The organism is Xanthomarina gelatinilytica, assembly GCF_000348685.1.
In the GTDB taxonomy this organism is placed as follows: Bacteria; Bacteroidota; Bacteroidia; order Flavobacteriales; family Flavobacteriaceae; genus Xanthomarina; species Xanthomarina gelatinilytica.
Map to the genome: position 1 here is coordinate 124204 of NZ_ANLA01000004.1, position 13260 is coordinate 137463.

Sequence of the window (13260 nt, forward strand, 5' to 3'; positions counted from 1 at the left end):
ATCCTTTTTTTAATTGGAATCTTATTGCTGCATATTTTTGGCTTCAATACTTAAGGTTGCATGAGGTACCAATTTTAAACGATCTTTGTTTATTAGTTTTCCTGTTACCCTACAAACACCATAGGTTTTGTTCTCAATTCTAATAAGCGCATTTTTAAGGTCACGAATAAATTTTTCCTGTCTTATGGCCAACTGCGAATTAGCTTCTTTACTCATGGTTTCACTACCTTCCTCAAACGCTTTAAAAGTTGGGGACGTATCGTCTGTTCCATTATTTAAGTCGTTCATATATGCACTTTTTATTAAATCTAAATCGTGTTTTGCTTTTTCAATTTTCTCTTGAATCAATGCTTTAAACTCTGCTAAATCCTTGTCTGAATACCTAACGTTTAATTCTTCTGCCATGTTCTTAATGTTTTTGAATAAATAATCTGGTGTTTACATCGTCAAATACAACTTCTATACCATTATTTACTTGATCTATAATTTCTAATTCTTCTGTTAAAGTTTCTGCTTTAATATACAACATATTTGTTTGTACAGCATCCACTATCTTTTCATCTTTTTGTAGCATTACGTTTATTCTGTCTGTCACTTCAAAACCTGAATCTTTACGTAAATTTTGAATACGATTAACGAGCTCACGAGCAATCCCTTCTTTTCGTAAATCCTCAGAAATGGTAACATCCAGGGCAACTGTTAATGCGCCTTCGTTGGCCACCAACCAACCTTCTATGTCTTGCGATGTGATCTCTACATCTTCAAGTCCTAAAGTAATACTTTTTCCGTTAATTTCAACCTCAATTTGGCCACTTTGCTCGATTTTTTTAATGTCTTCAGCAGTAAAACCAATAATGGTATTGGCTATCAATTTCATATCCTTACCAAAACGAGGTCCCAAGGCTTTAAAATTAGGTTTTATTTGTTTTACCAAAATATCTGAAGCGTCTTCCAGGAGTTCTATTTCCTTAACGTTTACTTCGTGTTTAATTAGGTTAGCAACAGCTAAAATCTCTTCCTTTTGTTGTTTGGAATCAATAGGAATCATGATTTTCTGCAATGGCTGACGCACTTTAATCTTTTCTTTGGCCCTTAACGACAAAACCAAAGACGATATTGTTTGTGCAGCTTCCATTTTACGTTCCAGGCTCTTGTCTACATAACTGTTGTTAAACACAGGAAAATCTGCTAAATGAACACTCTCAAATGCTTCCTTCTGGGTAACCGAATTTAAATCCATGTACAATCTATCCATAAAGAATGGTGCAATTGGAGCTCCTAATTTGGCAATGGCAACCATACAGGTATAAAGGGTTTGATATGCCGAAATTTTATCTGCCTGATAATCCCCTTTCCAAAAACGTCTTCTGCTTAAACGCACAAACCAATTGCTTAAATGGTCTTGGGTAAAATCTGAAATAACCCTTGCTGCTTTTGTTGGCTCATAGTCTGCATAAAATGCATCCACTTTTTGAATCAAGGTATGTAATTCTGAAAGTATCCATCTATCAATTTCGGGTCTTTCGCTTAAAGTGATATCGGCTTCGGTATAACTGAAGTTGTCCAAATTAGCATACAAAGTAAAAAAAGAATAGGTGTTGTAAAGCGTTCCGAAGAATTTGCGTTTAACCTCCTCAATTCCATCCACGTCAAATTTTAGATTGTCCCAAGGATTGGCATTGGCAATCATGTACCAACGGGTGGCATCGGCACCATAAGTGGATAGGGTTTCAAAAGGGTCTGTGGCATTCCCAAGACGTTTGGACATTTTTTGTCCGTTTTTGTCGAGAACCAAGCCGTTTGAAACCACATTTTTATAGGCAACCGAATCGAACACCATGGATGCAATGGCATGAAGGGTATAGAACCAACCACGAGTTTGGTCGACACCTTCTGCAATAAAATCGGCTGGGAATGAGGTCCCTCTATGAGATTCTTCGCTACACTCAGAATGACAACCATCTATTTTCTCTTTGTTTTCAAATGGGTAATGCCATTGTGCATAAGGCATGGAACCAGAATCGAACCAAACGTCAATTAAATCGGCTTCCCGTTTCATGGGTTGACCACTTTTTGAAACTAGAACAATTTCATCAACGATATTTTTATGCAAATCAATTTTTGCATAGTTTTCTTCAGAATTGTCTCCTACTTCAAAATCTTCGAAAATATCTTTTGCTAAAACGCCTGCTTCAACAGCACGTTTCATTTCAGTTTTAAGCTCTTCAACGGAACCAATACAAATTTCCTCTTTACCATCTTCTGTTCTCCAGATTGGCAAAGGGATTCCCCAATAACGAGATCGGGATAAATTCCAATCGTTGGCGTTGGCCAACCAGTTGCCAAAACGTCCTGTACCTGTTGCTTTTGGTTTCCAATTGATGGTTTCGTTCAATTCGAACATACGTTCTTTTACATCAGTTACTTTTATAAACCAAGAATCCAATGGATAGTAAAGAATGGGTTTATCTGTTCTCCAACAGTTTGGATAACTGTGTTTGTATTTTTCAACCTTAAAGGCTTTGTTCTCTTCTTTTAATTTAATGGCTAGTTCCACATCTACCGAACGCTCTGGTGCTTCGCCATCGTTGTAATACTCATTTTTTACATATTTGCCTGCAAACTCTCCCATTTCCGGTCTGAATTTTCCTTGCAAGTCCACAAGAGGCACTAAATTTCCATGGTCGTCTTTCACCAACATTGGTGGCACTTCTGGTGTGGCTTGTTTGGCAACCAAGGCATCGTCTGCTCCAAAGGTTGGTGCTGTATGTACAATTCCTGTTCCGTCTTCTGTAGTTACAAAGTCCCCAGAAATTATGCGAAAGGCATTTTCTGGATTGTCGTTTGGTAAGGCATATGGCAAAAGTTGTTCGTAGGTGATTCCTACTAAATCTTTCCCTTTAAAATCTTTGACAACGTAATATGGAATTTTTTTATCTCCGGATTTATAATCTAATAATTCTGGTTTTGTTTCAACTCTTTTAAATTTTCCATCGAATTGATTATTAACTAAAGACTTAGCTAAAACCACATTTATAGGTTCAAAAGTATATTGGTTGTACGTTTCAACCAGTACATAATCGATTTTTGGTCCAACCGTTAACGCTGTGTTACTGGGTAAAGTCCAAGGTGTTGTGGTCCAAGCCAAAAAGTAAATAGATCCTTCATTTTGTAAAAAATCTGGAAGGGATTCTTCTTTTGCTTTAAATTGCGCGACTACAGTTGTGTCCGTCACATCTTGATAGGTTCCTGGTTGGTTCAACTCATGCGAACTTAATCCAGTTCCTGCTTTTGGTGAATATGGTTGAATAGTATAGCCTTTATATAACAAACTCTTGTCATAGATTTGCTTTAACAGCCACCAAACAGACTCCATATATTTAGGTTCGTAAGTAATATAAGGATCATCCATATCTACCCAATAACCCATTTTTTGAGTCAGGTCGTTCCAAACATCTGTGTAACGCATGACTGCTTTTCTACAAGCCGCATTATAATCTTCTACAGAAATGGTTTTACCAATATCTTCTTTAGTAATTCCTAATTCTTTTTCCACACCAAGTTCAATGGGTAATCCATGTGTGTCCCAACCAGCTTTACGCTTCACCTGAAAGCCTTTCATGGTTTTATATCGAGGAAAGATATCTTTGATGGCACGAGCCAATACGTGATGCACACCTGGCAAACCGTTGGCAGAAGGAGGTCCTTCAAAAAACACAAAGGGTTTGTTGCCTTCTCTGGTTGTGACGCTTTTTTCAAAAATATTATTTTCCTGCCAATAGTTGCTTATTTCATTCGCTACATTTGGCAAGTCAAGTCCTTTATATTCAGGGAATTTTGTACTCATTGTATCATTTATTCTTTTCGACCTGCGAAAATAATGATTTTTAGTAAAATAGGCATTGAAATATAGGTTTTTAAACAATAAAGTTTACCAAATCCTCAATTTTAGAAATCAATTGAATTTTAATAACCGTGTTTTTAAGGGATATTTTATTGTATTTAGAGACAAAAATGGTTGAGAAGCCTAATTTTTCGGCTTCAAGGATACGTTGTTCCACACGTTGTACCGGACGGATTTCCCCAGATAAGCCAACCTCTGCAGCAAAACAGAAATCTTTTGGCAAGGCTTCGTCTTCGTTGGAGGATAGAATGGCTGCAACCACTGCTAAATCGATTGCTGGATCGTCCACAGTAATGCCTCCTGTTATGTTTAAAAACACGTCTTTTGCTCCCAATCTAAAACCTGCTCGTTTTTCTAAAACTGCCAAAAGCATGTTTAAACGTTTGGCATTAAAACCAGTTGCCGAACGCTGTGGTGTTCCGTAAACTGCAGTACTTACCAAGGCCTGAACCTCGATCATTAAAGGCCTCATGCCTTCTAAAGTTGCTGCAACTGCATTTCCGGACAGTTCTTCGTCTTTTTTGGAAATCAATATTTCACTAGGATTGGAAACCTCTCTTAAACCCGAGCCTTGCATTTCGTAAATTCCCAACTCATTGGTTGAGCCAAAACGGTTTTTATGGGCTCGCAATATTCTAAACACATGGTTCCTGTCGCCTTCAAATTGTAAAACCGTATCAACCATGTGTTCTAAAATTTTTGGTCCAGCAATGTTACCATCTTTGGTTATATGCCCAATTAGAATGACTGGAGTTGCCGTTTCCTTTGCGAATTTAATCAGTTCGGTTGTGCATTCCTTTATTTGGGAAATACTTCCCGAAGACGACTCTATATAATCGCTATGCAAAGTTTGAATAGAATCTATAACTACAATATCTGGTTCTAAAGCCTCAATTTGCTTGAAGATGTTTTGTGTTTTTGTTTCGGTTAAAATATAACAATTGCTGCTATTTGGATTGATGCGTTCGGCACGCATTTTTATTTGTTTCTGACTTTCTTCGCCAGAAACATATAGGGTTTTATAAGCCAATTTTAAGGCTATTTGAAGCAACAAGGTACTTTTTCCAATACCAGGTTCGCCTCCTAACAATATCAATGAACCAGGAACAATCCCTCCTCCCAACACGCGATTGAATTCTTGGTCGCTTGTAACCATCCTGGCTTCTTGGGATACATCAATTTCGTTAATTAATAAGGGTTTTGAAACACGTATTGATGCTGAAGTTGCTGTTTTCCAATCGCTTTTCTCTGCTTTTTGTACCACCTCTTCTGCTATGGTATTCCATTCCTTGCAAGCTGTACATTGTCCTTGCCATTTGGAATATTGCGTGCCACAATTTTGGCAAAAAAAAGTTGTCTTTACTTTAGCCATAAGCTTCTTCTTATCTATTTTTGGAGAGAGGTTATATCGATTTAAAAAAATCGGAAAAATTAATAGCCAAAATCTGCTTTTATCTCTTCTGCTTTTTCAAGAACCAAATCTTTGGTAACACCTGCTATTTCCTCTAAAACATAAGCCGATTGATAGGTTTTCATGGCTTTTTTAGGTTCTCCTGTTTCTTCATAAAAACGAGCCAAGTAATAGCTTCCCAACATGGTTTCTGGATATTGTTTTCTGGCTATTTTTCCTAGATCTTCATAATATTGAAATTGCTCTGTTTTTTCTATGGCAGCTTCTATGGCTTTAAAATCGTTTACAAGAATTTGTTTGTCTATGCCAAAAAGATCGCGTATGGTTTGATATTTTTCCTCTAAATACAAAACAGGAGAAGATTCCAACTTTAAAATAGTGTCTTTATATTCTTGTTTGCTGATGGGTTGATAGACCAAAAATATTTTTTGTAAGGCATCTGGAATCACGTAAGCAGGCAAAGCATAATGAGATGGCTCTTCCAGTGTTTTGAAATTGTAAAGAACATTTTTATTGTCTATTCCTGAAATGGCCGTGTTTAAAGCTTCAGAACCTGCTTTTAAAGAGGCCACATCGTTATTGGAGGTTGCTAAATAATAAAATATTTTGGTTTGAAATTTTGTCAGTCTTTCAGGAATATAGCTGGTCATCTCTGGTGCCAAATCTGGACTTATTACTATATAAGCCTTAAACAACGGATCGCTTTTTAACAAATAGTAATTAATGAAATTTGCTGTTTCGCCATGACCAACAGCCACTCTAAAGTTTTCGGTTCTGTAGGTTTTTTCTAAGTGAGGTATCAATTCCATTCCAACAAACTCGAAAAAAGCAGCACCCGTTTCTATAGGCAAGGAATTCTGTTCAGAATAATACATGTCTGCCTCTCTGCTATCTATTTGATTGACACCTACCACAATAGCGTCTGGCATGTCATCCCAATACGCATAATAGTCTACGTTTCCTGCAACAGCTTCAAACATATAATCGCCATCAAACACCATAATTATTGGGTATTTTTTATCTGGATTTGCGTCGTAACCTCTTGGGAGTTGAATTTTTATTTCGCGTGTTTCACCCAGTTTTGCAGAGTTAAATGGCTCATATATAACTTGCGCTTCAATAAATTGCATACAAGCAATAAAGACTAATAAGTAGATATGTTTTTTCATGTGTTTATATTTATTGTTTTTCAAAGGTCACATGTAACATCCCCATAATCACTCCACTGTGTGACAAAATTTTTGGTCATGGATGTTTCATTTTAACATGGTTAAGGATGCCATGCAAGGTAATAAATTACCTATAAGATTTAAAATATTAATCCTTTAAACTTCATCTTTGTTTGGGCTACTTTTCAATACTCTATTCTTATTGAAAACAGGCAATAACATGAGAGACAACCCGCCTCCTAAAACAAGAAGTAATGTTTGGGATGTCCAAACAATCCAGCCAAAAGCAATGCTTGGTGCTTCTGGAATGGCAAAAAGCGAAAATGCTGCATAAACTGCAATTGGATAAGAGCCAATGCCTCCATTGGTTGCAGCTATGCTAAAAGTGGCAGAAATAAAACCTATTAAAATAGCACCAAATGGTATGTTATTTAACTCTGTTAATGCAAAGGATGTGGTATAAAACATGGCAATGTACATGACCCAAATAAAAATGGTATGGCCAATAAAAGCCCATTTCCTTTTCATTTTAAAAATACTTAGAACACCTTCCAAAAGTCCAATAACAAAGGTTTTAATTTTTAAGGCAATTCCAGTGGTACTGGATTTTATAAATTTAACTCCTACAAAAAACAGAACTAGTAAACCAAACAAGCCAATGCCCAGATGCAAGGGATTGAATTTTTGAACAAAAAACTGGTAAATAAAATCGAATTGGATAAATAGTGTTATGATGATGATCAATAACATCACCAATAAATCTGCCACACGTTCTGCCACAATGGTCCCAAAACCATTTTCAAACGGCACAGCTTCATAGGTCGTTAAAACTGAAGCCCTGGCGACTTCTCCAGCCCTAGGTATGGTGTAATTTATTAAATAGGCAGCAAAAACAGCCATCACACTATTCCCCAAACTTATTTTATAACCCAAAGGCTCTAAAAGATATTGCCATCTATAGGCTCTGGACAAATGACTTAACAAACCACAAAACATGCCTAAAAATATCCAACTGTAATTGGCACTTTTAAAATAGGTCAAGAGTTCGTTTAAAGGTACCTTAGATAAAGAATACCATATTAAAAAAACTCCCAACAGAATTGGGAGTAGGATTTTTATGTATTTCTTTATTGATGGACTCAATTCTTATATCAATTTATTGGTAGCCTCGTCTGGAAATACCAAAGAAGGCTTAAACACTTTGGCTTGCTCTATATCCATAAATGCATAAGTAATTAAGATTAGCGTATCTCCTACAGCCACTTTCCTGGCAGCTGCTCCGTTTAGGGTAATTTCCCCGCTGTTTCTAGGTCCAGGAATAACATAGGTTTCCAAACGTTCTCCGTTATCGTTATTTACAATCTGAACTTTTTCTCCCTGAATAATATTGGCTGCATCCATTAAATCTTCATCGATAGTAATACTACCAATGTAATTCAGGTCTGCACCTGTACATTTTACTCTGTGGATTTTAGATTTTACAACTTGTATTTGCATGTGGCAAAGGTAATTAATTTAGTGCGATATTATCAATTAATCTGATATCGTCTGCAAAAACAGCAATAAACGCACGATATGTTTTTTTCTTGGATTTTCTCTTTACGGGCTTTAAAGTCTGGTCGTCTGCAATTATAAAATACTCCAAGTTTAATAACTTATGATTGGCAAACTCCTTCTCAACCCATTCTTTCACTGTATTAGCACTTTTTGTGCCAAACTTTTTTTTGGCAGTTTTTAAGGTTTTATAAATAAATGGTGCTGCTTTTTTATAATCTTCTTTTAAGCGTGTGTTTCTGGAACTCATGGCCAAACCGTCAGGTTCTCTATAAATATCACAGCCAATAATGGTCACTGGAATGTGGTGTTTTTCCACCAGTTTTTTAATGATCATTAATTGTTGATAATCTTTTTTGCCAAAATAGGCATTGTCAGGAGTAATAATTTCAAACAGCCGTTTTACTATGGTGCCAACACCATTAAAATGACCGGTTCTAAACTTACCTTCCATTTCAAATTCCAAGCCATCAAACGAAAAATGCTCAGCTTTGGCATCTCCATCGTAAATATCCTGTATGCTAGGAGCATAAACAATTAAATTCTCTCTAAAAGCTGCCAATAATTTGGTATCTGCTTCAAGGGTTCTGGGATATTTTTCTAAATCATCTTCATTATCAAATTGCGTAGGGTTTACAAAAATACTTACCACTACAACATCATTGTTATTAAAGGCTTCCTGGACCAAGGACAGGTGTCCTTGATGCAAAGCCCCCATGGTAGGAACAAAACCAACGGACAAATCTTTGGCTTTTATTTGCTGTATGGCTTTTTGAATTTGAGTTTTTTCAGTAAAAATCTTCACCTTTAATAAAATATTAACGCGTGCAAACTTAATATTTTACAATGAATCTGCATAAATTTTTGTACTTTTGCGTGTTTTTTATTCTGAATTACCAAAAGCAATAAGTTTATGAAAGATAAGAGGATATTGTATGTATCATCTGAAGTAGTGCCGTATTTACCAGAAACTGAAATTTCTTCTATGTCCTTTGAAGCACCTAGAATGGTGAATCAACAAGGTGGGCAAATTCGAATTTTCATGCCTAGATATGGAAACATTAATGAAAGAAGACACCAATTGCACGAGGTAATTAGACTCTCTGGGATTAATTTGGTTATCAATGATCTGGACATGCCTTTAATTATTAAGGTGGCGTCCATTCCCAAGGAACGCATACAGGTATATTTTATTGATAATGACGAATATTTTAAACGAAAAGCCACTTTAACAGATGAAGAAGGTAATTTGTTTCCGGATAATGACGAACGCGCCATTTTCTTTGCCAAAGGGGTTATAGAAACCGTTAAAAAATTAAATTGGTCTCCAGACATTATTCACGTTCATGGTTGGTTGGCAGCCTTATTGCCAATGTACTTAAAACAATACTATAAAGACGAGCCCTTGTTTAACGAAAGTAAAATAGTAACTTCCATATACAATCAAAGCTTTGATGGTACGTTAAATAAAGACATGATCAATAAAGTGAAGTTTGATAACATAGATGACAACTTTATCAAAGAGCTGGAAAAACCAACTTACAACAGTTTAATGAAAATTGCAATCGATCATTCTGATGCTTTGATTATAGGCTCGGAAGAGATTCCAGAAGAATTGAACAAACATTTAAAAGATTCAAAGAAACCTGTATTAGATTTTAAATCAAAAGATGAGTTTGGAGAAGCTTATGTTGAATTTTATAACACACAAGTATTGGGCTAAGACCAAAATCATCCCATTTTTATTTATGAAAACATTCATTAAGACCTGTAAGTTTATAGGTGTTTTATCAATCACATCCCTAGCATTTATTGCTTGTCAAAACGATTACAATTCTTTGAAAAGTGACATTGAAGGCATTGATAATTTCGATACCAATAGCGATAAATTTGCTGTAGTTGCTTACAACAAAAGGGTAAAACCAATACAAACAAATAATTTCCCTTCTAATTTTTTAGGTATTTATACTGATCCTATTTATGGGAATACCACAAATGAAATAATTACGCAGGTAGTACCGACTTCAACAAATTTTGATCCAGATTTTGGTACAGACCCAGAATTTACACACGCATATTTAACCATACCTTATTATTCAAAAGAAGTAGAATCTACAACTGAGGACCCTGCTTACAATATAGATTCTTTGTATGGAAATAAACCCATTAAATTATCCATTTACAGATCTAATTATTTTTTAAGGGATTACGATCCTGCTGCTGAAGATGCAGATCCACAAATTTATTATTCCAACAATAATGAATTTGATTCTCCCGGAAATTTAGGGGAGTTGCTATATTTCAATCCAGATTTTGAAGCAAGTGATTCTGAACAGATAATTTATGAAGAAGACGAAAATGGCCAAGACGAAGAGGTAAGTAGAATCCCACCTAGTTTGCGTGTCGAACTTTTAAATCCCAATGATGATTTTTGGGAAACTTTACTATTTGACAAACAAGGCATGCCGGAATTAAGCAATGCCAATAACTTTAAAGATTATTTTAGAGGCCTCTACTTTAAAGTAGAACTTGCAGATGGTGAAATGGAAGGACAAGCTTTCATGCTAAACTTTTTAAGCTCTGCAGCTAGTTTAACCGTTTATTATAACAATTGGGTAGATGGTGAAATTGTTAGAAATAACAAGTTTACAATGAATTTTAGAGGAAACAGAGCTAGCACAATAACACTAGACCCAATTGCCACCTCTTTATTAAACAACGCCAACAATTCGGCAGATACCACAAACGGTGACACTTCACTGTATTTAAAAGGGGGCGAAGGTTCCATTGCGGTTGTTAATCTATTTCAAGACCAAGCAGAATTAGACGAATTTAACCTGCTTTATAAAGATGCCAATGGCAATCCCAGCCGTTTAATAAATGAAGCGAACTTAATCTTTTATGTGGATGATGTTGCTAGTTCCTTATTGATAGACGATGACGATGAAAATAAAAAACAGCAACCTAACCGGGTTATTTTATATGACATTAAAAACAACACGCCTATAGTGGACTATTTTTATGATTTAACCACTAACACAACCAATCCAATAAATTCCAAATTAAATTATTCGTCTATTTTGGAGAGAGATGGTAATGAAAAAGGTGTTAAATACAAAATTAGACTTACAGAACATTTAAACAATATTTTGTTGAGGGATTCCACTAATTTCCAATTAGGTTTGTATATTACCAGTAATATTAATGAAATAAGTAATTCTTATGTCTTAAACGATGGGATTTTAGATGGAATTCCTGTAGGTACTGGATTGTCACCAAAAGGAACAATCCTTTATGGTAGCAACGAAAACGTTCCAGAAGACAAAAGAGTGCAATTAGAAATATATTATACCCAACCAGATAATTAAAAACTATGTGTGGAATTGTAGGATATGTAGGTCATAGAAAAGCCTTCCCAATAATTATTGAAGGCCTCAAAAGATTGGAATATAGAGGTTACGATAGTGCCGGAATTGCTTTATATGATGGGACAGACCTTAATGTTTCCAAAACCAAGGGCAAAGTTGCCGATTTAGTACAAAAGGTCAACAATGAAATTTCTACCAGTGGTTCCATTGGGATAGGTCATACACGTTGGGCAACACATGGTGTTCCAAACGATGTGAATGCGCATCCTCACTACTCAAGCTCTGGGGACTTGGTCATCATCCACAATGGGATTATAGAAAACTATGAATCTCTTAAAAAAGAGCTTACTAAAAGAGGGTACACCTTTAAATCCGACACAGATACCGAAGTTTTAATCAACCTAATCGAAGATGTCAAGTTAAAAGAAAACGTCAAATTGGGCAAAGCTGTACAGGTTGCACTAAATCAAGTGGTTGGAGCATATGCCATTGCTGTTTTTGACAAAAACAAACCCGATGAAATTGTTATTGCCAGATTAGGCAGTCCTCTCGCTGTTGGTGTTGGTGAAAACGAATTTTTTATCGCAAGCGATGCCTCTCCTTTTATTGAATACACTAAAAATGCCATTTATCTCGCAGATGAAGAAATGGCTATAATTAGAGCTAATAAAGGAATTAAAATCCGAAAAATTAAAGACGATTCGTTAGTAGTTCCATATGTTCAAGAATTACAAATGAATCTGGAGCAAATAGAAAAAGGTGGATACGACCACTTTATGCTTAAAGAAATATACGAACAACCTACTGCCATCAAAGACACTTATCGTGGAAGGCTTCTTGTAAAAGAAGGTATTATTAGAATGGCAGGCATTGACGACAATATTGAAAAATTTTTAAATGCCAACAGAATCATTATTGTGGCCTGTGGTACCTCTTGGCATGCAGGTTTGGTTGCCGAGTATATTTTTGAAGATATTGCCAGAATTCCTGTAGAAGTTGAGTATGCCTCAGAATTTAGATATAGAAACCCTGTTATTACCAACAAAGATGTGGTGATAGCCATCTCTCAATCTGGAGAAACTGCCGATACTTTAGCTGCCATTAAACTAGCCAAAGCAAATGGCGCTTTTGTGTTTGGCGTTTGTAATGTGGTTGGGTCTTCCATTGCTAGGGAAACACATGCTGGTGCATATACACATGCTGGTCCTGAAATTGGTGTTGCTTCCACAAAAGCATTTACAACCCAAATTACCCTTTTAACACTAATTGCTTTAAAACTTGCAAAGGTTAAAGGTGAAATTTCCAACTCTGATTACAGATACCATTTACAAGAATTGGAACTGATTCCGGAAAAGGTGGAAAGTGCTTTAAAATCTGAAGAACATATTAAAATGATAGCTGAAAAATATAAGAATGCACGTAATTTCTTATACTTAGGAAGAGGCTATAATTTCCCTGTTGCTTTAGAAGGCGCTTTGAAACTAAAAGAAATATCGTACATCCATGCTGAAGGCTATCCTGCTGCAGAAATGAAACATGGCCCAATTGCTTTAATTGACGAAAACATGCCTGTTGTGGTAATTGCAACAAAAAAAGGACATTACGAAAAAGTGGTTAGCAACATAGAGGAAATTAAAGCAAGACAAGGTAAAATTATTGGTGTTGTTACTGAAGGAGATGTCAACGTGAAAAAATTAGCCGATTATGTTATTGAGGTGCCAGAATCCCTGGAGTCCTTGTCGCCTTTACTCACCACCATTCCTTTACAATTGCTGTCGTACCATATTGCAGTCATGCTAGATAGAAATGTAGATCAACCAAGAAATTTAGCCAAGTCTGTAACTGTAGAGTAGT

General features: G+C 35.9%; 10 protein-coding genes. 3 read left to right on the forward strand and 7 right to left on the reverse strand.

The window, feature by feature from the left end; all coding sequences use genetic code 11:
• Nucleotides 1-21: 21 nt before the first annotated feature.
• From D778_RS01215 to panC, 7 genes are all read right to left on the reverse strand, one after another.
• Nucleotides 22-405, reverse strand: a complete 384-nt coding sequence (locus D778_RS01215) for a TraR/DksA family transcriptional regulator (RefSeq protein ID WP_007646941.1) — start codon at nucleotides 403-405, stop codon at nucleotides 22-24.
• Between the two features lie 4 nt (nucleotides 406-409).
• On the reverse strand, nucleotides 410-3847 hold the full coding sequence (gene ileS, locus D778_RS01220; protein WP_007646943.1) for an isoleucine--tRNA ligase: 3438 nt from the start codon (nucleotides 3845-3847) through the stop codon (nucleotides 410-412).
• Between the two features lie 70 nt (nucleotides 3848-3917).
• Nucleotides 3918-5276 carry a DNA repair protein RadA gene (gene radA / locus D778_RS01225; protein WP_007646945.1) on the reverse strand — a complete coding sequence of 453 codons (1359 nt, stop codon included), beginning with the start codon at nucleotides 5274-5276 and terminating at the stop codon, nucleotides 3918-3920.
• Nucleotides 5277-5335: 59 nt separating this feature from the next.
• A complete protein-coding gene (locus tag D778_RS01230; RefSeq protein ID WP_007646946.1) occupies nucleotides 5336-6484 on the reverse strand; it encodes an alpha/beta hydrolase in 1149 nt (382 codons plus the stop codon).
• A 156-nt stretch (nucleotides 6485-6640) separates the two neighbouring features.
• Nucleotides 6641-7627, reverse strand: coding sequence for a lysylphosphatidylglycerol synthase transmembrane domain-containing protein (locus tag D778_RS01235; protein WP_040491186.1), 987 nt, complete (start codon nucleotides 7625-7627; stop codon nucleotides 6641-6643).
• A gap of 3 nt (nucleotides 7628-7630) precedes the next feature.
• Entirely contained in the window at nucleotides 7631-7981 is a 351-nt protein-coding gene (gene panD, locus D778_RS01240) for an aspartate 1-decarboxylase (RefSeq protein WP_007646951.1), read from the reverse strand.
• 13 nt (nucleotides 7982-7994) lie between these two features.
• Nucleotides 7995-8843: a pantoate--beta-alanine ligase gene (gene panC / locus D778_RS01245; protein ID WP_007646953.1), complete on the reverse strand. Its 849-nt coding sequence runs from the start codon at nucleotides 8841-8843 to the stop codon at nucleotides 7995-7997.
• Between the two features lie 108 nt (nucleotides 8844-8951).
• On the opposite strand from panC, the gene D778_RS01250 reads away from it, so the two are divergent.
• Genes D778_RS01250 through glmS form a run of 3 tightly spaced genes read left to right on the forward strand, consistent with a single transcriptional unit; the run spans nucleotide 8952 to nucleotide 13259 of the window.
• Nucleotides 8952-9761, forward strand: a complete 810-nt coding sequence (locus D778_RS01250; RefSeq protein WP_040491188.1) for a glycogen/starch synthase — start codon at nucleotides 8952-8954, stop codon at nucleotides 9759-9761.
• A gap of 25 nt (nucleotides 9762-9786) precedes the next feature.
• Nucleotides 9787-11406: a DUF4270 domain-containing protein gene (locus tag D778_RS01255; RefSeq protein WP_162138285.1), complete on the forward strand. Its 1620-nt coding sequence runs from the start codon at nucleotides 9787-9789 to the stop codon at nucleotides 11404-11406.
• Between the two features lie 5 nt (nucleotides 11407-11411).
• On the forward strand, nucleotides 11412-13259 hold the full coding sequence (gene glmS / locus D778_RS01260) for a glutamine--fructose-6-phosphate transaminase (isomerizing) (protein ID WP_007646960.1): 1848 nt from the start codon (nucleotides 11412-11414) through the stop codon (nucleotides 13257-13259).
• Nucleotide 13260 lies beyond the last annotated feature (1 nt).

Excerpts from the sequence above, each read along its gene's own strand:
- D778_RS01215 (WP_007646941.1), bottom strand. The coding sequence starts at position 405 with ATGGCAGAAGAATTAAACGTTAGGTATTCAGACAAGGATTTAGCAGAG.
- ileS (WP_007646943.1), bottom strand. The coding sequence starts at position 3,847 with ATGAGTACAAAATTCCCTGAATATAAAGGACTTGACTTGCCAAATGTA.
- radA (WP_007646945.1), bottom strand. The coding sequence starts at position 5,276 with ATGGCTAAAGTAAAGACAACTTTTTTTTGCCAAAATTGTGGCACGCAA.
- D778_RS01230 (WP_007646946.1), bottom strand. The coding sequence starts at position 6,484 with ATGAAAAAACATATCTACTTATTAGTCTTTATTGCTTGTATGCAATTT.
- panD (WP_007646951.1), bottom strand. The coding sequence starts at position 7,981 with ATGCAAATACAAGTTGTAAAATCTAAAATCCACAGAGTAAAATGTACA.
- D778_RS01250 (WP_040491188.1), top strand. The coding sequence starts at position 8,952 with ATGAAAGATAAGAGGATATTGTATGTATCATCTGAAGTAGTGCCGTAT.
- D778_RS01255 (WP_162138285.1), top strand. The coding sequence starts at position 9,787 with ATGAAAACATTCATTAAGACCTGTAAGTTTATAGGTGTTTTATCAATC.
- glmS (WP_007646960.1), top strand. The coding sequence starts at position 11,412 with ATGTGTGGAATTGTAGGATATGTAGGTCATAGAAAAGCCTTCCCAATA.